General features: G+C 42.2%; 29 protein-coding genes and 1 tRNA gene. 16 read left to right on the top strand and 14 right to left on the bottom strand.

Annotated elements, in window-relative coordinates; all coding sequences use genetic code 11:
* Positions 1–3: 3 nt before the first annotated feature.
* The 3 genes from ACP5L5_RS06755 to ACP5L5_RS06745 all read right to left on the bottom strand — a co-directional run bounded on the left by ACP5L5_RS06755 (position 4) and on the right by ACP5L5_RS06745 (position 2,751).
* Positions 4–1,338, bottom strand: a complete 1,335-nt coding sequence (locus ACP5L5_RS06755; RefSeq protein ID WP_428762553.1) for an NfeD family protein — start codon at positions 1,336–1,338, stop codon at positions 4–6.
* A 2-nt stretch (positions 1,339–1,340) separates the two neighbouring features.
* Entirely contained in the window at positions 1,341–2,171 is an 831-nt protein-coding gene (locus tag ACP5L5_RS06750; protein ID WP_428762551.1) for a slipin family protein, read from the bottom strand.
* Positions 2,172–2,259: 88 nt separating this feature from the next.
* Positions 2,260–2,751, bottom strand: coding sequence for a hypothetical protein (locus ACP5L5_RS06745; RefSeq protein WP_428762549.1), 492 nt, complete (start codon positions 2,749–2,751; stop codon positions 2,260–2,262).
* 146 nt (positions 2,752–2,897) lie between these two features.
* Between ACP5L5_RS06745 and ACP5L5_RS06740 the strand changes: the two genes are divergently transcribed.
* Positions 2,898–3,440 (top strand): phosphoribosyltransferase, encoded by a 543-nt coding sequence (locus tag ACP5L5_RS06740; RefSeq protein ID WP_428762547.1) that lies wholly within the window; start codon positions 2,898–2,900, stop codon positions 3,438–3,440.
* A 3-nt stretch (positions 3,441–3,443) separates the two neighbouring features.
* On the opposite strand, the gene ACP5L5_RS06735 is transcribed toward ACP5L5_RS06740, so the two are convergent.
* Positions 3,444–5,081: a B12-binding domain-containing radical SAM protein gene (locus ACP5L5_RS06735; protein WP_428762545.1), complete on the bottom strand. Its 1,638-nt coding sequence runs from the start codon at positions 5,079–5,081 to the stop codon at positions 3,444–3,446.
* A 116-nt stretch (positions 5,082–5,197) separates the two neighbouring features.
* Between ACP5L5_RS06735 and ACP5L5_RS06730 the strand changes: the two genes are divergently transcribed.
* Positions 5,198–5,914 carry a hypothetical protein gene (locus ACP5L5_RS06730; RefSeq protein ID WP_428762543.1) on the top strand — a complete coding sequence of 239 codons (717 nt, stop codon included), beginning with the start codon at positions 5,198–5,200 and terminating at the stop codon, positions 5,912–5,914.
* On the opposite strand, the gene ACP5L5_RS06725 is transcribed toward ACP5L5_RS06730, so the two are convergent.
* From ACP5L5_RS06725 to ACP5L5_RS06715, 3 genes are all read right to left on the bottom strand, one after another.
* Positions 5,909–6,616: a phosphoglycolate phosphatase gene (locus ACP5L5_RS06725; RefSeq protein ID WP_013605014.1), complete on the bottom strand. Its 708-nt coding sequence runs from the start codon at positions 6,614–6,616 to the stop codon at positions 5,909–5,911. The two genes, ACP5L5_RS06730 and ACP5L5_RS06725, sit on opposite strands and share 6 nt — an antisense overlap.
* 27 nt (positions 6,617–6,643) lie before the next feature.
* Positions 6,644–7,312 carry a hypothetical protein gene (locus ACP5L5_RS06720; protein WP_428762541.1) on the bottom strand — a complete coding sequence of 223 codons (669 nt, stop codon included), beginning with the start codon at positions 7,310–7,312 and terminating at the stop codon, positions 6,644–6,646.
* Positions 7,313–7,379: 67 nt separating this feature from the next.
* Positions 7,380–8,258 (bottom strand): methyltransferase domain-containing protein, encoded by an 879-nt coding sequence (locus ACP5L5_RS06715; RefSeq protein ID WP_428762539.1) that lies wholly within the window; start codon positions 8,256–8,258, stop codon positions 7,380–7,382.
* 110 nt (positions 8,259–8,368) lie between these two features.
* Between ACP5L5_RS06715 and psmA the strand changes: the two genes are divergently transcribed.
* The 3 genes from psmA to ACP5L5_RS06700 are packed head-to-tail and all read left to right on the top strand — an operon-like array spanning position 8,369 to position 10,573.
* A complete protein-coding gene (gene psmA / locus ACP5L5_RS06710; RefSeq protein ID WP_013605011.1) occupies positions 8,369–9,109 on the top strand; it encodes an archaeal proteasome endopeptidase complex subunit alpha in 741 nt (246 codons plus the stop codon).
* Positions 9,110–9,144: 35 nt separating this feature from the next.
* The gene (locus tag ACP5L5_RS06705; protein ID WP_148224713.1) at positions 9,145–9,747 is read left to right on the top strand and encodes a YkgJ family cysteine cluster protein; all 603 of its coding nucleotides are present in this window, start codon (positions 9,145–9,147) and stop codon (positions 9,745–9,747) included.
* Between the two features lie 34 nt (positions 9,748–9,781).
* Positions 9,782–10,573, top strand: a complete 792-nt coding sequence (locus ACP5L5_RS06700; protein ID WP_013605009.1) for a tRNA (adenine-N1)-methyltransferase — start codon at positions 9,782–9,784, stop codon at positions 10,571–10,573.
* On the opposite strand, the gene sepP is transcribed toward ACP5L5_RS06700, so the two are convergent.
* Positions 10,523–11,206, bottom strand: coding sequence for an undecaprenyl-diphosphatase SepP (gene sepP / locus ACP5L5_RS06695; RefSeq protein ID WP_428762537.1), 684 nt, complete (start codon positions 11,204–11,206; stop codon positions 10,523–10,525). The two genes, ACP5L5_RS06700 and sepP, sit on opposite strands and share 51 nt — an antisense overlap.
* 100 nt (positions 11,207–11,306) lie before the next feature.
* On the opposite strand from sepP, the gene ACP5L5_RS06690 reads away from it, so the two are divergent.
* Genes ACP5L5_RS06690 through ACP5L5_RS06680 form a run of 3 tightly spaced genes read left to right on the top strand, consistent with a single transcriptional unit; the run spans position 11,307 to position 14,789 of the window.
* Positions 11,307–13,139, top strand: a complete 1,833-nt coding sequence (locus ACP5L5_RS06690) for a ribosome biogenesis/translation initiation ATPase RLI (protein ID WP_428762535.1) — start codon at positions 11,307–11,309, stop codon at positions 13,137–13,139.
* Positions 13,140–13,181: 42 nt separating this feature from the next.
* Positions 13,182–14,294: a saccharopine dehydrogenase C-terminal domain-containing protein gene (locus ACP5L5_RS06685; RefSeq protein ID WP_428762533.1), complete on the top strand. Its 1,113-nt coding sequence runs from the start codon at positions 13,182–13,184 to the stop codon at positions 14,292–14,294.
* A gap of 39 nt (positions 14,295–14,333) precedes the next feature.
* On the top strand, positions 14,334–14,789 hold the full coding sequence (locus ACP5L5_RS06680) for a hypothetical protein (RefSeq protein ID WP_013605006.1): 456 nt from the start codon (positions 14,334–14,336) through the stop codon (positions 14,787–14,789).
* Between the two features lies 1 nt (position 14,790).
* Here the strand turns inward: ACP5L5_RS06680 and ACP5L5_RS06675 are convergent, their stop codons facing one another.
* Complete coding sequence (locus ACP5L5_RS06675) at positions 14,791–15,117, bottom strand: AbrB/MazE/SpoVT family DNA-binding domain-containing protein (RefSeq protein ID WP_428762531.1); 327 nt, start codon at positions 15,115–15,117, stop codon at positions 14,791–14,793.
* A 318-nt stretch (positions 15,118–15,435) separates the two neighbouring features.
* Between ACP5L5_RS06675 and ACP5L5_RS06670 the strand changes: the two genes are divergently transcribed.
* Both ACP5L5_RS06670 and ACP5L5_RS06665 read left to right on the top strand, forming a co-directional pair.
* Positions 15,436–15,527: transfer RNA gene (locus ACP5L5_RS06670), tRNA-Val, on the top strand.
* Positions 15,528–15,674: 147 nt separating this feature from the next.
* Positions 15,675–16,034 (top strand): hypothetical protein, encoded by a 360-nt coding sequence (locus tag ACP5L5_RS06665; RefSeq protein ID WP_428762529.1) that lies wholly within the window; start codon positions 15,675–15,677, stop codon positions 16,032–16,034.
* Here ACP5L5_RS06665 and ACP5L5_RS06660 read toward each other — a convergent pair.
* Both ACP5L5_RS06660 and ACP5L5_RS06655 read right to left on the bottom strand, forming a co-directional pair.
* The gene (locus ACP5L5_RS06660) at positions 16,026–16,940 is read right to left on the bottom strand and encodes a Gfo/Idh/MocA family protein (protein WP_428762527.1); all 915 of its coding nucleotides are present in this window, start codon (positions 16,938–16,940) and stop codon (positions 16,026–16,028) included. The two genes, ACP5L5_RS06665 and ACP5L5_RS06660, sit on opposite strands and share 9 nt — an antisense overlap.
* A 38-nt stretch (positions 16,941–16,978) precedes the next feature.
* Positions 16,979–17,434 carry a hypothetical protein gene (locus tag ACP5L5_RS06655; RefSeq protein WP_273303143.1) on the bottom strand — a complete coding sequence of 152 codons (456 nt, stop codon included), beginning with the start codon at positions 17,432–17,434 and terminating at the stop codon, positions 16,979–16,981.
* Between the two features lie 88 nt (positions 17,435–17,522).
* Here ACP5L5_RS06655 and ACP5L5_RS06650 point away from each other — a divergent pair, with 88 nt between their 5' ends.
* Positions 17,523–17,873, top strand: a complete 351-nt coding sequence (locus ACP5L5_RS06650) for a hypothetical protein (RefSeq protein ID WP_428762525.1) — start codon at positions 17,523–17,525, stop codon at positions 17,871–17,873.
* Entirely contained in the window at positions 17,870–18,364 is a 495-nt protein-coding gene (locus ACP5L5_RS06645; protein WP_013605000.1) for a hypothetical protein, read from the top strand. Before ACP5L5_RS06650 ends, ACP5L5_RS06645 begins: the two co-directional genes overlap by 4 nt.
* Before the next feature lie 50 nt (positions 18,365–18,414).
* Here ACP5L5_RS06645 and ACP5L5_RS06640 read toward each other — a convergent pair whose 3' ends face one another.
* Entirely contained in the window at positions 18,415–20,418 is a 2,004-nt protein-coding gene (locus ACP5L5_RS06640; RefSeq protein ID WP_428762523.1) for a hypothetical protein, read from the bottom strand.
* A gap of 281 nt (positions 20,419–20,699) precedes the next feature.
* Between ACP5L5_RS06640 and iorA the strand changes: the two genes are divergently transcribed.
* Together iorA and ACP5L5_RS06630 are read left to right on the top strand one after the other, a co-directional pair.
* A complete protein-coding gene (gene iorA / locus ACP5L5_RS06635) occupies positions 20,700–22,550 on the top strand; it encodes an indolepyruvate ferredoxin oxidoreductase subunit alpha (RefSeq protein ID WP_428762521.1) in 1,851 nt (616 codons plus the stop codon).
* A 10-nt stretch (positions 22,551–22,560) separates the two neighbouring features.
* Complete coding sequence (locus ACP5L5_RS06630) at positions 22,561–23,157, top strand: indolepyruvate oxidoreductase subunit beta (RefSeq protein WP_048057259.1); 597 nt, start codon at positions 22,561–22,563, stop codon at positions 23,155–23,157.
* Between the two features lie 234 nt (positions 23,158–23,391).
* Here ACP5L5_RS06630 and ACP5L5_RS06625 read toward each other — a convergent pair whose 3' ends face one another.
* Complete coding sequence (locus ACP5L5_RS06625) at positions 23,392–23,661, bottom strand: hypothetical protein (RefSeq protein WP_428762519.1); 270 nt, start codon at positions 23,659–23,661, stop codon at positions 23,392–23,394.
* Between the two features lie 118 nt (positions 23,662–23,779).
* On the opposite strand from ACP5L5_RS06625, the gene ACP5L5_RS06620 reads away from it, so the two are divergent.
* The gene (locus ACP5L5_RS06620) at positions 23,780–24,112 is read left to right on the top strand and encodes a hypothetical protein (protein ID WP_428762517.1); all 333 of its coding nucleotides are present in this window, start codon (positions 23,780–23,782) and stop codon (positions 24,110–24,112) included.
* A gap of 25 nt (positions 24,113–24,137) precedes the next feature.
* Complete coding sequence (locus ACP5L5_RS06615) at positions 24,138–24,920, top strand: transposase (protein ID WP_428762515.1); 783 nt, start codon at positions 24,138–24,140, stop codon at positions 24,918–24,920.
* On the opposite strand, the gene ACP5L5_RS06610 is transcribed toward ACP5L5_RS06615, so the two are convergent.
* Positions 24,891–25,373, bottom strand: a 483-nt coding sequence (locus ACP5L5_RS06610; protein WP_428762513.1) for an MFS transporter, incomplete at its 5' end; no start/stop codon positions are given. The two genes, ACP5L5_RS06615 and ACP5L5_RS06610, sit on opposite strands and share 30 nt — an antisense overlap.

Below are 25,373 nucleotides of genomic sequence, written 5' to 3'. Positions count from 1 at the left end.
TAACTAACCGGAGGGCTTCACAAGCAATGTATCACCATCAACACCAACAACAATAACCCTCGATCCCCTCCTAACGCTCTCAAGTGCCTTGGCCCTCCAATACTCACCCCTAACCTTAACATAACCAACATCATCCTTATTAATATCATCAACAGCAACCCCAACATCATTAATAGGCCAGTAAAGTCTCTCAGAGATAGGCCTAGTCCTTATTATACCAATGACCTTAGCAGCTATAAAACCACCAAAACCACCGGCAAAGGCAACCAATGTGTAAAGGATTACCCTAGCCTCAACCTGGTTCATGGATATTAACCATGATTGAGGAGTATACGTGGGCTGCAGCAACACAATGCCCAAGGCAGCGAGCACTAAGCCCACAATGAATAAGGCCGCATGCGTGGTAAAACCAGCATGCACGTCAATTGCTATGGCAGCCAAACCTATTATTAATAAAGCCAGACCAAGCCAGTTAATAGGTAGTCCCGTTAATAATGGTAATAACATTAATAATATACCAACACCAGCCAGGTAGTAATGCCTCGTGGCGAACCCAATTATAGCGAGCAATAGTCCTAACCCACTCAGTAAGTCCTGTATTGTAGAGTTAAGAAAAGCCTCATACACCTGATAACCAATACCAGGTTGGTAATAGGTTATTACGGGATTTATTACGTAGTACGTAACCCCATTTATAGTACTACCATTTATCTCGTTGAGCAGGGAATTCACGTCATCAGCTATGAAGTTAATAACTCCGTAATGAAGCGCCTCGCTAGGTCCAAGGTTTGTATTGTAAAACACGCAATCATGGGCGAAGGTTGCATTTCTATCTCTGAACTCAGCAACCTCCACAAAGTACTGACTAATTGCATTGAGTATCTTACTCTCGTTTATGAACTCCTCCTGCCCGGTTATTGGGTTTATCTCAACGGGTTGGCAGGAACCAATTACCGTGCTAGGCGCCATAGCGGCTATCGTGGTTGAAAGCAGGACTAATGTACCTGCCGACCATGAATATGAACCGGCGGGATACACGAAACCTATCACGGGTATACTAGTACTCTCAATACTCGACACAATATTTAGTGCTGCATCTAATTCACCACCGGGTGTCTCGAGAATTATTAGTAATGCCGAGTTCGGTGTCGATTCTGCAAGTTGCATTGCATTTTGTAATTCATCATACGTTACGTCCGTAATTTCACCATTCAGATTAAATACATAGACCTCATGAATTACGTACGTGTTGGAACTGGCAATCAATGTATGCATTAATACTAGTAATAAGGTGGTAATGATTATCAAAGAAATAGATAACTTACGCTTTAACTGCATAATCACCCCTGCTGCGTAACGCCTGAGCCCTCCTGCTTCTTTAGTGTTGCGGCGGCAAGCGCCGATAGTGTGGTGACCTCTAACGAACTTGGCACCACTAGGATCAGGTTATGCTCCTTAGCAACCTCTAGCAATGTGTCAAGCTGCCTAAGGGAAAGTGATATTGCGTTCTTAGCATAGGTATCTGCAGCCTTTAGGTACATTTGTGATGCTTCATAATCTGCCTGGGCAAGAATAACCTTAGCCCTCCTCATTCTCTCAGCCTCCGCCTGAGCGGCCATAGCCCTGATCAGCGTGTCGGGTAGCTTTATGTCCTTAATAGCGACTGCCGTGACCTTAACACCCCAGGGACTCACATGCTCATCGATTATCGAAGCTATCCTCTTGGCAACCTCCTCCCTCTGTGTAAGTAGTGTGTCAAGATCCACCATACCAATGACATCCCTCAAAACAGCGGCTCCTAAAGTAACCGTGGCGCTCCTATAATCAGTTACTGATAGAACAGCCTTAGACGCGTCAATAACCCTCATATAGACTGCGGCATCTATCGTAACCTCAACATTATCCTTAGTTAAAGCCCTCTGGCTTGATAAATCAATTGAGATTACCCTGAGATCCATCGTTATTGGTCTGTCGATTACGGGTATTATGAACACAATTCCAGGTCCATAAATACCCTTGAACTTACCAAGCCTAAGCTTAACAATCCTCTGGTACTCAGGGACTATCCTAATTGAGTACGCGAGTATTGCTATAATTATTATGAGCAGTATTATTGCCAGAACCGCGACCGCTATTAGCGTACCTACCTGAAGTAATAAATGCATGTACATTAAGTAACATTACAAATGAGGTTATTAATAAACCTATTTATTGACCCCAAAAAACAGCAATTCCTCTTAAGATATTAATTTATTAATCTTAAGATAAAGCATTTCGCATATACTTATCCTTCAAGTAATCACCTAGTGCAATAAGTATGAAACCCATAATGATAAGCATCACTCCAAGACCAAATAGGTAAAGGGGGGTTACGTATTGCCCTATGAATACATTAACTACGTAATTATTACCCACGTAGGCGCAGTGGGATCTACCGAAGATCTCAATATTACCGGAGACCATGGGCGTTATAGCTACACCACCCTCGCCAATCGGTATATAATAACCATAGGTTATACTTGATCCATTTGCATAATTTACGTTAATCTCAATTGAAATTAAAAATGACCGTTCCATTGACCTCATCACCTCCTCTATTCTATCACTAACCAATGACTCATTAATGATACCACTTAGAACCCTTATGCATGTTGATGCATTAACGTGATTGTACGAGATTATTGATTCCTGGTGAGAATAATAGATTGGTATTGATGATAGTAATATCAATACAACTCCTAGAAGCATCATTGCTTGGTATCTATTAATCATTTGAAACTCATCAATTCTTAAGCAAATGACACATAAATCCCTTATCCTAATTAGATTCGTACCGCAGTATCTATTTAAATACGTAAAACGATTGGTTTATAAATACATCCTCACCACAAGTCATAATGGCGGATTACCACCGGTATAAGTGGGAAGATATCGAAAGAGGCGTCTTGAAATTGGTCCAGGATATCCTTAAAAGTAATTTCCAACCTGATGCAATAATAGGAATATCTAAGGGCGGTGTTATAATTGCTTCGTTAATATCAGACATGCTTGGAATACCCACTGATTTAATGCAACTATCTCATTGGAACTTTAGTAGGGTTAAGAATAATGTTATTATTAAGTATAGACCAAGTATTGATGTGAGAAATCTCAGGGTATTGTTAATTGATGATGTTAGTGATACAGGTCTAACACTTAATGAGGCTAGGGAGGAGTTGATGAAAGTTGGTGCGAGGGAAGTTAAGACCGCCGTTCTTGATTATAAGGTACTATCGAGTAAGTACGTGCCAGATTACTACGCCTATAAATGGATAACGTGGGTCTACATTATATACCCATGGGAAAACTTCGAGACATTTAAGAGCATTGGTATTAACGAAGCCAAGATAGTGTTTGCTGATTATGAATTAGTGAAAATGCAGGAATTAATGAGAACCTAACCCCTATTCATCCTCAGTATTAGTAGATGAGGCGTATAATTCCATAAGCTTAGGAGCCTCCACCTTCGACACGAGCTTCCTATTCTTAATCTCAGCGGCTATTTGGTCAAGCCTATCATAGAGCGCCCTAACCCTCCTCTCCACGTAATTCATGAAGTAATTAACAGCAACCCTAACAGGCCAGTACTGCGAACCCCTCAGGTAGAAGTGGTTCACAATGTCCTTAGCCCAATAAATACTATGTTCAAACATCTTCTTCATTAACTCAATGTGTTCAGGCATTAGGTTGTACTTGATTATCCAGCCGTCCTTCTCAGCCCTAATGTGATTCATGGGTACATAGAACATGGGCACAACCAAGCTCCTATAGGGCCTTATTCTATCAAGTAGTTCTATCGTCTCCATAACGTCATCCTCCGTCTCCCCAGGTAACCCCACAATCACTGTTAGGGCAGGTATAAGCTTAATATCATGCATCACACCCAATGCTTCCTCAACAACGTCCCACCAATCCTCAATCTTAAACGGCGCAGCCTTGCCAGGCATTATGGCCTTGGCCAACCTCCTTGAACCCGTCTCAAGACCCACCTGGGCGCCCCACCAGTCCTGGTGCTCGTCCTCAATTATCTCCGCAATCTTCGTAGCCAACCTATTATACTTCTTCTCAGCCACTAGGACTGATGCCAGTGTTGTGTGGCTCCAGGCCATTGTTAGGTAGTATCTCTTAACGAGCTGGTGCAGTTTGATCAATTTATCGGGGTTAAGCTCAACGCCTGTGGATCCGTATAATGGCACGTCATCGGAGTGTATTAAACCATGCACAATACCGTACTTGACATGCAGCTTTAACTCCTCCTCAATCTTCTCAAGCGGATACCACCTGAGCGGTCTCAGCGTTACTGAGCAGAAGGCGCAACCCCTCGGACAACCTCTCCCAATCTCGACAAAACCATTAACAGCTGGGTACTTTATTGTTGGTATTTCATCAATACTTGGCACATCATTTACACCAACATATACATAGCGAGGTACAGGCTCATTATTGAGCATTCTCCTCACAAGATCAATCACTAATCTCTCGCCCTCGCCATCAAATACTGTGTCAACACCGAAAAAGTCCATTAGCTCTGGCAAGTATAACCACTGCCATGCTGATGGCCCACCAATCACCACCTTAAGCCCATTCCTGCTCTTGGCATCCATTATGTATGGCCTTATCCTCGCCATAAATCTCCTAAATGAATATGCATTAAGCGATTCTCTACCAACAATGGCTGACCAGGTCGATGATGGTGGATTAAGCCCGAAATAATCATGATGACTAAGCATGAGCATTTTAGCATTTGGTATGTATTTATGCACATGGTCTGGGTCGATTATCGCTGCGTTAATGCCGGCATCAAGTAATGCAGCCTCTATCTTCCTCATACCATAGGGTGCTTGATACGGCCTACCGTACTTATCAACCTTCATCTTAGGCATCGCGATGTACTCATGAATCCACTCACCAAGTTTTCTAAAGGGTCCTACGGTTATAAAAAGAGGTCCCGTTGTTACGAATCCCAGGAACTCCTTACCATGATAATTACTCATCATTGAGCGATCTGTGGTCAAGATAACATCGTACTTTGGTAATACCATTAGTGATAGCAGGGAAATACTTCCTTTAAAAACTTTTACCACTGTTTAAGATTCTCACTTGTATTTTTACCCTGTTAACTTAAGGAATATTAACCTCAACAAAGCATATATAAAATGTGGAAGTAATACAGTTGGTAGAAGTTACGGTCAATGAATTGAATAAAGTCAAAGATCTCATTGAGTGGGCATTTAAGGAACTTGAGGTTCCAAGTAATGACATTATTGTCTATATAACGGACAATCATAATAGGGTAAGGGATGCTCTCGGCCTCGAAAGTGTTACTCACGAGGAATGGCCTGTAAAGTATATGAACACTGATGAACTAACCATAATATCCATAATACCGAGTAAATTACTTCAATTAAAGGATTATGAGGCAAGGATTATGATGTTACGTGAAGTAGCCCTTGTAAAGGTCATGAGAGATCCAACGCTAATTAGCCTGTGGAGTATACCACAGAGTATGAAAGATGATGTGGTGTATAGGATCTCTTTGGCAATGCTTAGGAGAACAGTTGACGTAGTAATAGCTAAATATGAAACACTGATTCAATACTTAATTAATACATTTAATATGAACGATCTAAGGAACGCATTAATAACGTGCAAACCAACAATTGATTGCGCAATAACTGCATTGGCCCTCGACATACCACTTAGTATCGAGCTAGCAGGAAACATGGGCTTGGGAAGATCTCTATGGAATGATGCTATAAAGGGTATAGATAATGACTTTATTAGGAAGTATGATGACTTTAGAGATTTCGTTAGGAATAACTTCAACATCGAGAGTGCGTATAACTACCTATTAATGATGTTTAGGAAATCATAGCTTAGGTAAGTAATTCTTTAGAAAGTCGACAACACCCTTACCACTTGGCTTCTCAAGAATTATCTTAGCCCTCCTCTTAAGTCCGTCAGTAGCGTTAGACACTGCAACTCCATAACCAACTACATTCATCGCATCAATGTCCGTATCGCTATCACCAACGTAAACAACCTCATTACAGGATACACCAATTACACCACATAGGTACTTAATGGCTGTAGCCTTACTTGAATTAATAGGCTGCAGATGCAGTGCATAACCACTATGGGAAACCCTCACCTTACCATCTAAGTTCATTTTCCTCAATTCAGCCTTAACAACCTCCACTAACTCATTAGGATCCCTAGGCGCCCATAGTGTTATGTCGAACTTCCTGTAATTAAATTGATATGTAGGTCTCAAGCCTGGTATTACCTTCATAAGCCTTAACGCAATGTCCCTTAAATTTAGGTCTTCACATAGTTCATGAACTTCACCTCTATAATCCACTAAGCACCCATTCTCCGCAATAAGTGGTGATCCTCTAGGCAATCCTATGTAGCGTGATAGTGCTTGCGTCACTATTAAGGCGTTACCAGTCACGAGACCAACGACATACTTGTTCACAACATCCTGCACTGCTGCAATGGCATCTGGATCAAAAGCCTCCGTATTCCTATCCTTCGTTAAGGTGCCATCAATATCGAGTAACACAAGCCTAATCATCAAGCCTCCTAATTACCAACCCTTAATTTACCTTTGCATAACAATAACCTCCCTAGGCCTAACGGCTTCATCCCACCTGAGGCTCATTAATGCGTTTTCATCATGGTAATAAGTCCAGTTCTTAACCCATTCACCAGTCACTAGGTAAACCACGAATGTTGTAGCCATTAATTCATGCTCATTTAAGGCCCTTATCAGGATTGCCGTTAATAATGTCATGGTTATAGATGATGAAGCAACAATATAAGATAAGAAGTTATACAGTGTAGAGTAGAGGGGTATTGCTAAAATTGCGAGGATTATAAATGGTAAGGTTATTAGAATAATTGGTTCGAATCTCTTCGGCGCCAATTTAAATAGCAATGATGGAGGCCTTTGATAAAGTATGTGGTGAAATATCTCATGCACTAAAACCCTACCAAGTAGGGGCCTTGGCTTTTTCATAAGTTCTGTGGAAACATACACTATGGATACTGGCTTACGAGGTACGTATACGGCGTATGCCCCGAAGAATTCCGTCATAATATCAGATACCATAACCTTTATTGGATCATATCCACAATTAGTTAATGATTTATTTATTTCATTAACAAATAATTGAAAATTAAGATCCCCATTTTCAAATTCGTAGAGAATAAACCTCAATTTATTAATGATATCCTTATATCGAATGATCCAATCAGGCCTTCCCTTCATTATTTCACCATATTTTAACTATAGATACCTATATTTAAACCATAGTAAAATATATCCAACCTGCACCCTACCTTACCTTTTTAAAGACGAGCATGTAATGATAAGGAGAGATATCCCCATAACCCTCCCTAACAAAGCCCTCCCTACTGAAGTACTGCTCAACCTCATCAGGACTTAACTTAAATGGTGGCCCAAAAAACACGTCCTTCTTAAACTCAATAATTAATAACCTACCGCCAGGTTTCAAGATCCTACTCACTTCCCTAACGGCTGCCTCCTTATCCTCAATGTCATGAAACACATTGGACATAAATGCTAAATCAATACTATTGCTTGGTATTGACGCCCTTGTAATGTCCTCATTAAGTATGACCACATTTCCATAGTTACTAAAGTTCCTACGAACCTCATTAATTGCCGCTTCATCAACATCAACACAGTAAAGCCTTGATGCATAGTCCTTAAAGAAGTTACAGTAATAACCACTCCCGCAACCTAGGTCGGCAATCGCCATACCATTACTTACATAGGGCTTTAGGAAGTCGTATGTTTCAAAACCCTCTATATGTCTATGATGGTCGTGATGCCCGTAGTGACCATGATGCTCACCATGCGTTGGCCCCTGCGCCTCAGTTAGTTTACCCTCAATAAAGGCCTTGATTGCATCCTCAACACGTCCCTCAAATATATATATCCTAATGCCCTTCTCAGCAGCCCACCTATAGCCTGGAGGTCCTATTTCGGAGAGTATTACCGTGTTAATTCCACGATCAAGCAAACTCCTCAACATGAACACACCCCTTATCTGCTGTGCATACCTTGCTGGGTTCTCATATCGCTCAATTAATTTGTAGTTGCCATGATCCTCAACCTCAACTATCCAAACTTCATCGCCTTCACCAGGTCCAGATACGAAACCATTACTCACGGATATTGCTATTTTCATAACCGATATCGAACTCGATTACTAATTTAAAAAGGTTACGCGCAATGCCATGAAATAGGTAACAAGTAGGTTTGATTTAAAAACCCCTTGACAATACATTATCGAGAAGTATGTTCTCTCCACAGGTATATGGATATGATAGGGCCATAACAATATTTAGTCCAGAGGGTGAGTTATACCAAGTTAGGTATGCTGGTGAGGCTGTTAAGAGGGGTTGGGCTACCATTGGTATTAAGTGCGTTGATGGTGTTGTGCTTGCTGCAGAGAAGAGAAAGGTAAGTTCCCTAATCGACCTGGGTAGTATTGAGAAGGTTTATATGGTTGATGATCACGTGGGCATAGCAGCATCGGGCTTATTGTCGGACGCCAGGGTACTTATTGAGTATGCTAGGCAGGAGGCCCAGACACATAGGTTGCTCTATGATGAGCCCATAGATGTTGAGTTATTGACCAAGAGGATTAGTGATCTTAAGCAGATGCATACGCAATACGGTGGTGTAAGGCCCTTTGGCGCTGCATTGATTGTTGGTGGTGTTGATAAGCATGGACCAAGGCTATTCCAGACAGACCCAGGCGGTATATACTTCGGCTTCTACGCGGTTGCCATGGGCGCCGAGTCATCGAGGATAACGGAATTCCTCGAGAAGGAGTATAAGTATGACATGGGTGTTAATGATTGTGTAAAACTCGCAATCAGGGCATTAAGCCTAGTCCTTGAGGCACCCGAGCCTGATAGGCTAGAGATAGGAGTTATCGATGTTAAGACCAAGTTATTTAGGAAGTTAACAATAGATGAAGTAAGTAAGTATCTACAGGAGATTAAGGGATCTTCTCAGTCGCAATCCTCATAACAAGCCCTTACAATGCAAGTACCATTAAATTAACCATGAGAATTATGGTGAATGCGGAATTCCCAAGGGTTAGATTCAATTGCATAATGTGTGGTGAGTGCTGTAGGCGTTATTGGATACCTGTGACGCATAGGGATGCGGCTAGGATTACGAAGTATGTAGGCATGAGACCTAGGGATTTCCTGGCATTATTTCCTAAGGACATGGCTGCTGATTGGGATGAACCAGTAATAAGGCTTAGGGATGGTGAGTACTACCTCGTGCTTAAGAAGAGGCTTGATGGCACGTGCATATTCAATAAGTGGATCGATGATAAACTAATTTGCTCAATACACCCCGTTAAGCCTAACGTGTGTAGGTACTACCCATTCATCTATTGGCTTGATGGTAATATTGTAAAGTTCGAGGTTTACGATAAAGCACTTGGGTATTGCCCTGGCATTGGTAAGGGAGGCTATGCTAATTTCAGGGTTGAAATATCATCAATAGACGATGCAGTAAAGGCTAAGAAAGAGTTCAAGGAGGTTATTAATAAGTGGAATGAAATGGTTAGTAAGGGCTTGGTTAGTGGCACCCTCGAGGAATTTATGAATTATATAGAGCAGGTCGTTGATGAGCATTCCCGTAAAAATTCATAAATATTCCCTTCATTAATTAGCACTCGAAGGTAATATGCCAATTAAGGAGGGGGATTACGTATTAATCGTTGGTGATAGTGTTAGATCAGTGGTTAGGATTGTTAAGGGTTCTAGGATCAGTACGATAAGGGGTATCATAAATACTGATGATGTGATAGGCCGTGAATATGGTACAGTGATAAAGACAAACCTGGGTTATAACATGGCCTTATTAAGGCCGTTGATCACGGACATCCTCCTAGAAAAGGCCAATAGGATCACTCAAGTAATATACCCCAAGGATGCTGCTCAAATAATAATTAATACCGGCATAGGCCCTGGCAGCAGGGTTGCAGAGGCAGGTGTTGGTAGTGGATTCATGACCGCAATGCTTGCCTATTATGTGAAACCTAACGGTAAGATTTACGGATATGACAAGAGGGAAGACTCAATAAGTGTTGCGAGGAAGAACCTTGAAATGCTTGGCCTTATTGACTGGGTTGAGTTACGCTTAAGGGATGTAACTAATGATGGATTCCTCGAGAGGGATTTAGATGCCGTGGTTCTAGACATGGGTGATCCGTGGAATGCAATACCCAAGGCAACAGAGGCCCTAAGATCAGATGGAGTTCTAGTCGTGTACGTACCCACAGTGAATCAAGTGCTTAAGGTTCTCAATGCAATGAACAAAATTAACTATGTCGATATTAGAATGTTTGATGTAATGGTTAGGGAATGGAAGACCGAACCCACTGAAGTTAGGCCACAGACGTGGATAAACGCTCACACCGGTTACTTAATAATTGGTAGAAGGACAATCATGCCGGTAACTCAACCGGCCAAGTAATTTCTTCATTATTATGTAAACAATTTCGTAGTACCAAGGTAGCGCAAGTACAAGCTCAACATTGGCAATCCCTAATAACCAACCTGCAATCACGTCCAACGGCCAGTGAACACCGACGTAAATCCTACCATAGGAAACAAGCAGTGCCTCCGCGGTTAGGGGTAACGATATGTACCAAGGCAATGTCATTATCGCCGAGTACGCCCCAGTGCTAACGATCAATGCGTGGCCTGATGGGTATGAGGAGTCTGGCTGCTCATGAATCAATGGCACTATATGCAGTACTAGAAATGGCCTTGGCTCGTATAGTACGTGCTTCATTAATTCACCGAGTATTAGGCTTATCATGAAGGCCGAAACCATGAGAACACTGACCCTCCTGTACCTACCGCCGGAGTACCAGAGTATCAGGGCCACAGGTATCCAGAAGAACGCCCTACCATAATCATCGATGCTAATCACCGTTAGTAACGGCGTTAATTGAGGTAACTTATTATTAAAAATTGCGAAGAATAAGTAGGTATTTAGTGAGGTGCCCTCTCCACTTGTAACTACATAGATCGTTAATAGGATATAGAGCAGGTATAGCATTAGTGCGATGTAGAGGTGTTTACGCTCAACCCTAAAATTCATTAAACACGCCGTAAACGCCAAATCTTATTAGTATTACTCTCAGCATAATTACCCAGGGCATAAGGTTTAATTTCACTTAATCCTCCATAAACCGTCGATAATGCCCGTCAGGATAGCTGTTGTTGATAAGGACCTATGCCAACCAAGGAAGTGCAGCCAAGAGTGCATTAGGTTCTGCCCAATAGTTAGGGGTGGTAAGAGGGCAATATACATGGATGAGCAGTTGGGTCATCCTGTCATAACAGACCTATGTACAGCCTGCGGTATATGCATTAGGAAATGCCCCTTTGAGGCAATAACCATTGTTAACCTACCAAGTGAATTAGGCGAGGACTGCGTTCATCAGTATGGCCCCAGTGGCTTCAAGCTCTTTAGACTACCCATGCCCAAGTTGGGGAGGGTGCTTGGAATAATTGGCCAGAATGCCATGGGTAAGACAACAATAGCCAAGATACTTGCTGGCGAATTAATGCCGAATCTATGCACTAATGCGCAGACTTCCGTGGATGATGTCATAAGGTTTTTCAGGGGCACGGAGTTACAACCCTACTTATCAAGGCTCTATAAGGGTGAGATTAAGGTTGTTCATAAGCCTCAATATATCGAGTTAATACCCATGTATGTTAAAGGTACGGTTAAGGACGTGTTAATGAAGATAAGCAGTGATGAGGGTAATGTCATGAAGATTGCAGAAAAACTAAATCTGATGTACCTGCTTGATAGAGATGTTAGTAAGTTAAGTGGTGGTGAACTTCAGAGACTCGCTATTGCTGCGGCATTACTTAGGAATTCGGATACGTACATATTCGATGAACCAACAACGCACCTAGACATTGTTGAAAGACTAAGAGTTGCTGAGGCAATTAAGGACACTGCTAGTGGTAATAAGTACGTGATCGTTATAGACCACGATTTAGCCGTGCTTGATTACCTAGCCGATCAAGTGGTTATTCTTTACGGTAAGCCTGGCGCATATGGCGTAGTGTCCCACATGAGGGGCGCCAGGGAGGGTATTAACGAATACCTTAATGGTTACTTAACAAGTGAGAATATGCTAATTAGGAGAGAACCCATTAAGTTTAGGGTTAAACCAGCACCAAGGCCTATTCAAAGAGAGCACATATTACTTGAGTGGACTGACTTAACGAAGAAGCTTAGTGATTTTGAGCTTGAGGTTAAGGCTGGAGTCATACATAGGGGTGAGGTCATTGGCGTGCTAGGCCCTAATGGTATTGGTAAGACCACATTTGCTAGACTCCTTGTTAATGAGATAGAGCCTGATTCCGGCGTTGTGATTCCTCATGGTGAGGTCAGGATTAGTTATAAGCCTCAGTACGTTAGGGATTTAGCCGTTAAGTATGGTGATAAGACAGTTAGGGAGTACTTAGCCATGATAGCAGGTAATGACTTTAGCTCAAGGATTATCTGGCCTGACCTGGCTAATGGATTATCATTAACTCCATTAATGGATAGGGAGTTATCAAGCCTAAGTGGTGGTGAGCTTCAAAGAGTCGTTGTAGCCGGGTCATTACTTAAGGATGCGGAGGTTTACCTGCTTGATGAGCCAATGGCTTACCTGGATATTGAGCAAAGAGTTAGGGTTGCGTCAGTAATTAGGAGGATAATTGAGGAGAGAGATGTGGTTGCTCTGGTGATTGAGCATGACATAACAATGATTGATTATTTAAGTACCTCGGTCATGATATTCCTCGGAGAACCAGGTAAGCATGGTATTGCAGAACCACCAACAGACCTAAGAACTGGTATGAATGAGTTTCTGAGGAGTCAGGATGTGACGTTTAGGAGAGAACCACAGGTAGGTAGGCCGAGAATAAACAAGAGGTACTCATACCTAGACCGCCTACAGAGGGAACTCGGTGAGTATTATTACTATATGAGCACTGAGGAAAGTGAAGAGACAGGTAATCAATGACCTAGTTAGAGCTTAATAATAAGGATGTATAGTGACTCTGCTGTGGTTTCTATTGGTGTTGTTGGTTTGGGTCCTATGGGTCGTGCAATTGCCTACTACTTAGTTAGGCATACGGGTCATGTTGTTAATGGTTATGATGCAAGTGATGATGCAATCAATGAGGCTAGGAGGATTGGACTTAATAATGCTGTTAAGGCTGATGTTAGGGGCGATGAAACCCTTAAACGTATTGCCAGTGAGAATGACGTAATTATTAGTGCAGTCCCACAATCAATCGCTGATCAAGTAGTCCTTAGGATCCATGAGTTAGGTAAACCAGTGATTGACCTAATATTCATGTGGAAGTACGATGAGGAATTAGCTCGTAGGTTAAGCAATGGATCGATCATCATACCGGCCATGGGCTGGGCACCTGGGCTAACGAACCTACTGGCTATGGCTGCGGCTAGTGAACTTGAGGTTATTGAGGAAGTCGGCATACATGTTGGTGGTAACCCAGTCAGTCCAAAACCACCGCTTTACTACGAATCACTCTTCTCACTTGAGAGTACTATTGATGAATATGTTAGGCCCGCAACAATTATTAGGGATGGTAAGGTGGTTAATGTCGAACCCCTTACCGAAATATTCCCATTCCAGACATGGCTCGTTAACGGTGATTTTGCCGAGTTCTATACTGATGGTCTAAGCACGTTATTAGTCACATTACCTAGGCACTTCAGGACTTTGAAAAACGCTTATGAGAGAACTATTAGGTGGAGGAGGCATTTGGAGGTTATGAGCGTTCTTAAGGATCTTGGACTTTTGAATGATATTGAGACTGCTAAGTACGTACTCTCCAAGTCATTGAAGACTGGCACTAATGACTTCTCAATAACGGTTGTTGAGGCTAGGGGTAAGATTGGTGGTGAAACTGCAATTGTTAGGTTCGAGGGTGTTGATTATGCCCAGGGTGACTTCACATCAATGGCTAGGCTAACTGGCTTCACAGCAGCCATCGTGGCAGATTTAGCAGCTAGGGGCGAAATAAAGGGTGAGGGACTAACACCGATCGAGGAGACATACATGAGGAATAAGGCCATACTAAACCAGGTAATAAATGAGCTTAAGAAGGAAGGAATAAAAATATACAAAACAAAGACAATAATAGGATAGCAAGGTTAATAAGGGCTGCTATTTTCCCTTAATTGAAAAATGGTTAATTGGGCTAAATTAACGATACCACCATTAATGACAGGCATAGGCTATGCAATGATTGAGACAATGATACTACCAGAGCTCGTATACGCATTTCACCACGACCCATCAAACTCCTGGTACCTAGCCCTTGTTCATTACCACCCATGGTTGGGCATGTGGCTTTATAGGATTGGTGTGGCCATTGTACTTGCAATACCCTGGATAGCCTTTGGTGATTTCTGGCAGTGGTTATTCGCTGCGGATGTGGCTGTGTGGAGCGAGGATGCGATGTTCTGGCTCTTTAGTGGTCATATACCGCATTCATGGGGCTATATTAAGAACCTGCACATCTTTACGTATCCAACAATACCAATACATGGTGGATTACCACTTTATTACATACCAGCTGCAATAGTACTGTACATAAGTATAGTAAAGATAATGGAGGCAGAGAGGTTACGGAAAACCTAACCTAATGCCGTAATAATTCATCTCTCCTATTATTAATGGTCTCGGCAGGTTCAATATTCACTATCTCAATCTCATCAAGAGGCTTAACGCCGTAGGCCTCCCTAACCTCCCTAGGAATAGTAAACTGCCTAGAAGTGGCACGCCTATTCCTCAACAACTTAACTCTACTAATATTGATAATCCTACCCTCATGCCTAATAACCACATTAGCAAATAGGCTTTTCTCAATACCAAGGAGTTTCACGAGATTTGATGGTATCAGGACTTGGTTATTTATATAAACACGGGTCCTGTAGGGAAGCCCATTAACCTTTATCTCCCTATTCATGTCAAAAAATTGCCTTAACAAATCTAGATATAAAACATTCTATCTAGTTAACATAGTTCAAAAACGAAACAAGATCAAAAGAACAATAAAGATCAAGATAATAATAGTGACAAGACAAAAATGCACAAAAGAAACAAAACAACCAAAGAACAAGGAAATTTAACATTAAACCAACTAAAACCAAGGATCCTAAACAAAGCTTAATCTAAAATAACCATAAATTAAATGCTCTATCCTTATTGGGACTAAGTCCTTGTCTGGTCAAACAAATACTAAGGGTCCCAAAAACTTAAAATTCCTATAAATCTACTCTCCGTCGGGCCCGTAGTCTAGCGGTTAGGATGCCCGCCTCACGAGGAAATCCCTGAGAACGCGGGAGATCCCGGGTTCAAATCCCGGCGGGCCCACCAATTACGTTCTTCCCTTTTCATGCACTTGAGAATTTAATATTCTACGTCTCTAACCTCTTGTATGAGTTCTATCCTGTCGTATAACGTTAATGACCCTTAGCCATTAAAAGTGTTATCTTTATTTACTTTAGTTCGTTTATTTAATTGATGACGAATATATACATGGGTCATAACAGTTGTTATGCTATTAATGAGGGTATGTACGTTGTGTCAGGGCCTATGGACTTAGGCAGGATTGCTGCGCATCTACTTCTTCATTTGAGAGACCTCAGGAGGGGGTGGACTTATGACCATGACTGCAATAGGATCACTATGGATAGGGATTTATTTGAGGCTAGGAGTAGGTATTTAGTGAAGATCTGTAGGGATCAAGGTTTAGATGATTGTGATGATGCTGAGATCTTGATTAATGAGGTTATCAGCACATTAAGATTACCCAAGTGGACTGAGGACCTGGCTAGTAAGTACATTGTTAGGGTTAGGTCAATTATTGATTATTCACATTAGTAATTCATTCAAGTCTATAATGGACTTATTCATTAATATACCATCAATTATAGCTAATGCCCTAATGCCATCAGTAATGTCTATGATTGGCCTCTCAATACCCCTTAAAACATTTATTACATGCATTAATTCCTGCCTTAATTGATCAGTACTCTCTATCATGTGCTTTGTTCCATTACGAATAAGTACCTTATTTAATAAGTCAGCCTCATAATACCTATTCCTTAATGTTACATGCATTTTCCTTATCCTAAATTCGTAATCCCAGGATACATGAAGGACATGTATAGAGCCACCGATGCTAAGCATGAGCCATGCCGTACTAATGGGATCACCCCTAAGTACATTACCCAGGACCTTAACCTTATCCTCATTGACCATATTAAGCGCAAGATCTATATCGTGAATTCCAAGGTCAAGAAGCACATTGCCATATGATTGGGGATTACCTCTTAACTTACCAATCCTTATGGTCTCTACGTACATGGGCTTCTCATTACCAATATCATTAATTAAGGCCTTATATACGGGGTTAAACCTCTCAATATAACCCACAAAAACCCTTCTTCCGAGAGCCTTCGACTTACGGTATAAGTCCAATGCCTCACCTAGTTTCTCGGTGATTGGCTTCTCTACCAATAGGTCCATGTAATCCATGAGTTCGTTAGTAACTGTGTAATGAAGCCTTGTTGGTAATGCGATTATACCCAGGTCCGGCTTGCGTGGTATGACTTCATGAAAATCGGTGAATACTAGATCGGCACCTTGATTCTTGGCAATGTCCAGCCTTTGCTTATCAATGTCTACGGCGTATATCTCCGTCACTAGATTCTCCTTCTTCAATTGCGTAAGCACCTTAATGTGGTTCAAGCCCATTGAACCAATACCAACAACAAGAACCTTCACATAATTTTAACTAGGTGCGCCCTAATTAAAATTAATCATCATCTAGGTACTATTTTCTTAACGAACTCGCTCTTCGAAGCTATTAGCAGTGTTGATACTGACTTAGGTACATAAACCGTATTAACATTAACTATCCTGGCAACCTTATTCTTAATGAGGTCATTATTAACATCATCAGCAAAGGCAAGCTCATCCATGTCTCTAAAAACCACGGGCTTATCTAATGACTCGAGATCGGCCCTCGTCACTGTTAATGACGAGACACCACTTATCATAACTACATCCCCAGCCCTAATCATGTTATCAATGGCCTTAGATATATTCTCTAGAGTCGCTATATACCTCCTGAGTGCCTCATTCACTATTTCACCCACTGTCGTACCTGTCTCCTTGGCTAACCTGCTTACCCTGTCATAAATGTCAGTACTTAATCCCCTAATAGTCACAGTCTTTCTCTCACTACTCTCCTCACTATTGCTAGAACTGCTAGACATGTTAATCAAGTATTTCAAATATTACTTAGTATTTAAATCTTTCTTTGAGTTAAAGTAATAAATTGAGAGTTGGTGGTATTGCCGAACAATGCAGTGCAGTGACATTGATATAATTGATAGGGGTGAGATTAAGGAGTACACGTGTGGAAATACTTCATTGGCAAGGCTACTAAGTCTTGGCAATGAGGAGAAGGTACTTAGTATAGACATGATTGCTCCATGGAGTTTACCAATCGATCGATCAATTAAGGTTGGTGATGTGCGGTTGATTTATCGAAAGGAGATCATTAATGGTCTTGAGTGGGAATTCGTAGGCTATGATGATGGATCACGCAGGGAATTAATATCTGTAAGAATATTATTACGGGGGAACATTGAGGATTCAGTTATTAAAGAATTAATAATTAATGCCTTGAATATTTACATGAGGGAATCATGAGGCGATTCATATTAATACTAACGTATGTAAGCAATGATGAGGTTCAGGGATTAGTGAATAGGCATTTAACCGGTTTAGGACTTTCGGTACTACCCAACGTAGTTATTTCCTGGCTGCCTAAACAGGAGGTGGAGAGGAAGTTGTTGAGTGTTAAGGAGAAATTGATCGACATAATAGAGAGAGGCTTTGAGGGTGAATTCGCATATGCAATAATTGAGCTTACTGATGAACAATTTAAGGTGATTAGACCGTTAATAGTGAGGAAACTGGAGAACGATAGCCAAAGGCTAATTTCATGGGGTGAAGCCCTACTTAGGAGAATTAGGTCACAAAGAGGTGAGAAGATTAGGAGGGAATTCTCAAGATTTGATAGGGAGTATAGGCAATTAGTTTCGATACATGAGGTCTTTGATGTTAGTAATGAATTACTAAATAAGGTGATGGAACTAGCTAGGGAATTGAGAATTGAGTATGATAGGAGGAATAAATGATTGATTTAAAGAAATTAATTTTGATTTTTAATTGATTTTAACGAAAGAACTCACATGGTCACAACTTCATAATCCTTACCGCTCTTCCTATTAGCGAAGGCAAAGGCTATAGCTGCAGCACCACCTAATCCCAGCGTGCCTATTAAGGCCTCTACGGTGGTTATTGGGAACCCATCAATTATGGCTAATATATCCGACTTTATTGTTATTACGTCATTTCCATTTATCGTCACCAACTCACTGTATTTCAGGTTACCATACTGGGCAGTCACTAGGTATGTTCCACCTAAGATGTTTGCAAATCCAGTCGTTCCTGTACTACCCGTTGTACCATTGTAGATCGGGCCAGTACCAACTCTATATAGTGATATCTTTGCATGGGATATCGCCTGGTTCCTCGCACCAACAAATAGCACCGTCACGTTATACAGACCTATTGTTATACCAATTGGTTGATTAATTAATGAATTCACATTAACGTAGTAAATGGGCACATTATCATAATACACGGTCGCCATGAATGGTGAAGGCTCATTAATGTTTATGTACGCATTACCACTTGCATCACTAACACTACTTGCTATGAGCGAACCATTCACACTAGCCTCAACCTTAACATTGCTTATTGGGGCATTTAGCGTGTTTGTGAAGTGCATTGTTATTGGTGTCCAATTAACATAGACTGTGTATGTACCAGTCTCACTAACACCAAGAGTTGAAATGGCTATGTATGCCTGGGAACCATCAGGGCTTATTGAGACCAGTCTCTCCGCAGAGCCCCATGGTATTTCTGAATCCACTAAACCAGTGTACACAGTACCGCTTGGTGTGACTATCTTGTACACATGCGCTATTTCGGGTAACTGAACAACAAGTGCTGTCCATAAACCACTGGACACATCGGCATCCGTGACAGTGGCTTCTAAATTACCATTAACCCATTGTCCAACTGGCTTGTATATTATTGGCATGAAAGTCACGACGAGCGGCACATTCAGGTTATCAACGATCTCGAAGTACCTATCATAAACTATGTAAATCCCTATCATCGGCGCAAACCTTATGAACGGTGGCAGTAGGTAGCTAATACCACTGACTTGTATTAAGTCACTGTATAGATAGGCTGGGGAAACCATGTTAGCGACCATCTCGAAGTGACCGGGCTGCTCACCAACAACCAATGGCTGAACAGTGTAAACAGCAACTATGTAACCCAGTAGGTTCCAACCAGGCGGAACACCAAACTCTGAACCAGTTATTTCCAGTGTCTGGCCTGGATTAACAGTGTAGTTTAGGAACTCCGTACCCTTAATTAGCATTGCACTCGGCATTACGTACTCGCTACCATAATTAATCGTTATCTGGTACTGACCAGGTGGTAGCTCATTTGCCGTTAGTTCCACGTACTTCGGCTCAACCTTTATATAATTAGCCAGTGGACTCCAGGCAGAGACTAGTTGTGATAGTGTTGTTCCATTAGGTAACGCCACACCCGCTATTTCGAAGGGCATGTAATTCGGTATTGACAACTCAACCACTTGCTGTGTCACATACTGTATTGTGTTATCAGGAATTGATATATCTAACGTAAATGATGAAGCAGAGGTATTCAGTGCAAGGTATTTCTCATTCACGAATACGTACGTCACCGATACCGTCTCATTCAACGGTTGATTACCGGAGTTGGCTATTGATAGTGTGTTACTCGTTGTATAGGCGCTGATTATTGCACCGACTTCATTCTTACCATACATAACATTGTTACCGCTGATTAGTATGGCTGGCGATGGCGGATTAACATTAACCTTAACATAACTTAATACATAACCTGGGCCAGGAGGTAATGGCGCCTGTATCGTCATTGACTGGCCAGGCGCGAGGGTCACAGTTCTCGTTGTGTTTATGTAGTCTATGTACTCGAGTATTGCGTAGTATGGCTGGTTTATTGTTGACGGAGAGTTGGCATTTGGCGCAACCTGATACTGACTAGCTAGGGCTATTACCGAGATTGTTACTGCCATTACTACCAGGAGTATTGCCAAGTTCCTCCTCATACTGTTCACGAGATCGATTATGAATCAGGTAATATTAAATAAGCAATTAAAATAACTAGTGTAATACCTAGAAACGCGCGATTTTTGCTTGTATGCCTTAAATATATAAACTAGTATTACTAGTAAAGCACTTGTGATGAGCCCTAGACATGCGGATGCGTGACGATATCATTCTATGCTGAGTATATATACTATATACTCATACCCAATCAATATACCACTAACTAATTTATCAAGTTCTAGGAGAAAGGCTTTAAATTAAATATACCTATTCACGATTGATGAGTAACTGCACGACTAGGTTAATACTTGGTAATCATGCGATTGCCCATGGAGCATTGGAGGCTGGAGTAGCGGTTGCTGCTGGCTATCCAGGTACACCATCAAGTGAAATAATTGAGTACCTAATTGATTATGGTAAGGAGTTCGGAATCTACGCTGAGTGGAGTAGTAATGAGAAGGTTGCCTTTGAGGTGGCCTATGGCGCAGCTCTCTCTGGCGCTAGGTCAATGACAACAATGAAGCACGTGGGACTTAACGTAGCCATGGACCCACTAATGTCAAGTGCCTATACAGGCGTTAAGGGCGGATTTGTTATAGTCACGGCTGACGATCCAAACATGTGGAGTAGTCAGAACGAACAAGACAATAGGTGGGTTGGTCTCCATGCCTATATCCCTGTCTTTGAGCCTTATGATCCGCAGAGCGCCAAGGACTTCATAAGGCTTGCCATTGAATTTAGTGAGAAGTATGGTCATCCAGTAATGATGAGGACAGTCACCAGGGTATCCCATGTAAGGGGCCCAGTAACAATATGTACACCAGAGGTTCCTAAATACGCAAGGGAGTACGTTAAGGATCCAAGAAGACACGCACTAATACCTGCGCATGCCCGTTCACTTAAGGAGGATCTACTAAGGAGGTGGAGTAATATTGAGAGAGGTGTTAATGAATTGCCACATACCTACATTAATGATGGTAAAACCCTCATAATAACCAGTGGTGTAGCCTTTACATACGCATTAGAGACCGTTAAGAATTACGGCATAAGGGCAAGCATATTAAATGTGGCGACTCCTGTCCCATTACCCAGAAAGGTCATTACTGATGCTGTTACTAGGACTGATAAGGTTATTGTTATTGAGGAGGGAGATCCAGTAATTGAGTATCAATTAAAGGCCCTACTTTATGATGAGGGCATTAGGGTGCCAATACTTGGTAAGGCTGAGAACATCTTTAACAGGGTTGGTGAATTAACAATTAATTCCGTAATGAGCGGATTATCAAAGGCCCTCGATATTGAAAACCCACTTACATCAATAAAGACTGTTAAGGTTGATTACACACCACCGTCAAGACCACCAGTCTTCTGCCCAGGATGCCCGCACGCAGCATCATTCTATGAATTAAAGGTTGCCACGGCAAAGTCAGGCGTTAAACCCATATTTAGTGGTGATATTGGTTGCTATAGCTTAGGTATTAATAACCCATTCAATGAACAGGATTTACTAACGAACATGGGTAGTTCCCTAGGTCTAGGCATGGGTCTCTATCACGGTACTAATGGTAGGACCATGGTAATATCAATAATTGGAGACTCAACATTCTTCCACACAGGCCTACCCGCCCTAGTTAACGCGGTCTATAACAAGACACCAATGCTGATACTGATCCTCGATAATAGGGTTACAGCAATGACGGGTGGTCAACCAAATCCCACAAGTGCAATTAACATTGAGGACGTTGCCAAGGCAGTAGGTGTGGATTATGCGAGGACCATAGATCCATTTGATAGTAAGAGGGCTCAGGAAGTTCTGATGGAGGCCATGAACGTGGTTAAGAAGGGTGGTGTTGCAGTCGTGGTAATGAAGAGAGGCTGCGCGCTAGAGGCCGCCAGGTTATTTAGAAATTACGTGACGCGTTACTACGTGAACCCAGACGCCTGCAGGGCCTGTGGAATATGCTATAACCTAATTGCATGCCCAGCAATTGTGCCCCTTGAAAATAGGAAGGCTTGGATTGACCCCAACATGTGCGTTGGATGCTCAGTATGCGCCCAGGTTTGTCCATACGATGCTATTAAGCCGGAGGGCAATGTTAAGGATTGGCTAAGGAAGTGGGCTGAAATGTGAGGTGGTGATTATGAGACTTAACATATACCTAGCTGGGGTCGGAGGTCAGGGGTTAGTGACCTTCGCGACAATACTTGGCGATGCAGCAATAAGGGCTGGTTACAAGGCATTGGTTGCAGAAACTCACGGCCTCAGTCAAAGGGGTGGTTCCATAGATGTTCATGTTAGGATAGGGGACGTGGATGCGCCACTAATACCTAAGGGAGGCGCTGATATTATTGTCGCGTTCGAAATACTCGAAGCATTCAGAGCCCTTGACTATGCTAATGAAAATACAATATTTATAGTAAATAGGAGGTTAATAAGGCCAACAGCAACGAAACAGAAAATACCAAGTATAGAGGATCTAGAGAGCATGTTGAAAGGGAGTATTAAGAATATTTACATTGTGAATGCCTACAACGATGCCATTAGACTGGGTAATGTAATCTACGAAAACACGGTAATACTGGGCGCCCTATACTCAATAATGAAACTAAGCAATTACATACCACAAAACATAATTGAGGAATCAATTAGAACAAACATTAGGAGAGACACCGATAAAAACCTGAAGGCCTTCGCACAGGGCCTAAAATACGGCAGCAATAACAATAATAAGCAATGATTTTAGAATGCTATAGGAAGTGCAGGAAGTACGAAAAGCGCTAGGAGGAATACACAGAGTGCGTAAATAGGTGCATAAGGGAATCCGAAAATAAGAAGAAAAGAGGCAAAAATAAAGGAATTCATAAACGCCTGGCTAAATGCAAAGTATAGGAGGAGGTGAAGATTGTGATTATTAAGGGAGAAAATAGAGAAAATTTTTACATTTTTATTTGTAACATTAAAAACGCCAAAATTACTTCTCCCTAACTATCCTTAAATCAACACCTATTGTCTCGGGACCTATGGCCACCGCAGCGCCATAAATAATACCTGCCAAAATAAGCCAGAAGGCAGCCACAAACCAAATATTTGTACCCTCAATGGCGTGGAAGACACCATACAGTGGTATTGAGTAGAGGGGCATCCAAGCACTAATGAATATGCCGGAGCTATAACCAAAACCAACACCAGAACCGCTCTGTCGGAGCGGTTGTTGGTTGTTTATTTCCGCCCCTGGCTTCATTGCGGCGACTCCCTGGCCCCCTCACCGCGGTTCGCCCACGGGTCTCGGGAACCAAGGACCACCAAGACCTATCCTAAAGGAAAGGGTTTAAAAAACCTTCTGGGGTATATATCCCTAAATGAAGGATACGGGCTTGCCATATTACATTGCTATGAGCATTCCCTTCACGGTCAATGGGGAGGAGGCTAAGTTGATTTGGTATACTGCTTGGTTTTCCAAGTTGTGTGCCCATAGGCTATTAAACGATGTAAAGGGTAATGATGCCCTGCTTGGCTTTTCGCAAGCAAGCTTCCTTAAGTATGCCCGTGAGAGGTGCTATGAGCTTCTACCAAATAGGAGGTACATAGATGGGGTGGCAACTCTGGTGCACTCAACACTTAGGAGTGCTAGGAAGCTAGGGATGAACATAAAAGGACATAGAACTAAGGCAGTGGTTATTATTCCAGAGTGAGGCGGAGAGCGAGAAGAGGGGGAATTTGAACATAAGGCTGTTATCAGTAAATAGGGCTGAGGTGCTGGTGCTGAATTATGATGGGGCTTCAAAAAGGATAGACATAGGGCTGAGGACGCCTAAGGGCTATGTGGAACTGTTGAAGGCGCTCATAGAGAGGGCAGGCAAGTATGAAGTGGGCTACCCAGCTAGGGTAGTGGTTAGGGGATACAACTTCCGCCCCGGCAACACGCACCTGTACTGTGGTCTGCAGATCATGGTGCCGTATAGCCTATACCTCGATGTTATGAGGAGGTATAGTGAGCCTAGGGGGAATCTGATTGGTGGTGTTGATGTAAATACTGATAGGTTGAACCTAGCCATAGTGGATGAGGGTGGTAGGTTGAGGGATGTGAAGACGTTTTGGTTCAGGGAGGTAACGACTAGAGGGTTTAAAGGGGTGGTTGCATGGACGAAAATACACCAGGCAATACATGGGCTGTTAAATTATGCCTATCACCATGGTGTTTCAGCAATATCCTTGGAGAATCCCAGGACCATTGGTTATCTTAGATATTACTGGGTGAGGAATGATGGCGATAGAGGCTCGAGAAACTACAACTATAGGGTAAGCATTTTCAGGAGCAGGGCAATAGAGGTGATATCCTACAAGGCACCACTTTATGCCATGAGAACCATCTATGTAAACCCCAAAGGAACAACGAACTCGCAACAACATGATGAGGTAATGAGGAAATACGGCCTGGATAGGCACACAGCCTCAGCATACCTAATAGCACTAAGGGGGATAAACAAACAAAGAAAATAAAAACAAACAAAACAAAAAGACACTTGTCAACACAAAAAAGAAAACAGCCCTCCACCTAGGTGCGGAGTACTCCATGGCGAATGGATGACCAGCAGCGTACTCGCCACCAACGAATATACCGAGTATGAACCTAATGGCAGCATATATCCAGAAGGCAACCCAACCAATCTGGGCATAGGTCGGTATTGCGGCAGTGACGGCACTCATTATTCCATAACCAAGAATAGTAATCATCAACGTATCCCTCCTACCAATTTTGTCGGCAAAATTACCAAAAATAGCACTACCCACAGGCCTCGCGATCATTGTAAAAGCATAACCAAGCAACGTCAAGAAATAACCAACAACAGACTTAGACAGGGTTGGAGGCATGAGCACCGCGGCCAATATAGTAGTCATTGCCGTAACAAAGGTCAAGTCATACGCATCCAAGAAGAAACCAACGAATTGTGA

Origin of the sequence: Vulcanisaeta sp. (assembly GCF_049966235.1) — an archaeon.
Taxonomy (GTDB): Archaea; Thermoproteota; Thermoprotei; order Thermoproteales; family Thermocladiaceae; genus Vulcanisaeta; species Vulcanisaeta moutnovskia.
The sequence above is the reverse complement of the archived record's forward strand: the minus strand, read 5'-3'. Positions and strand labels throughout refer to the sequence as shown.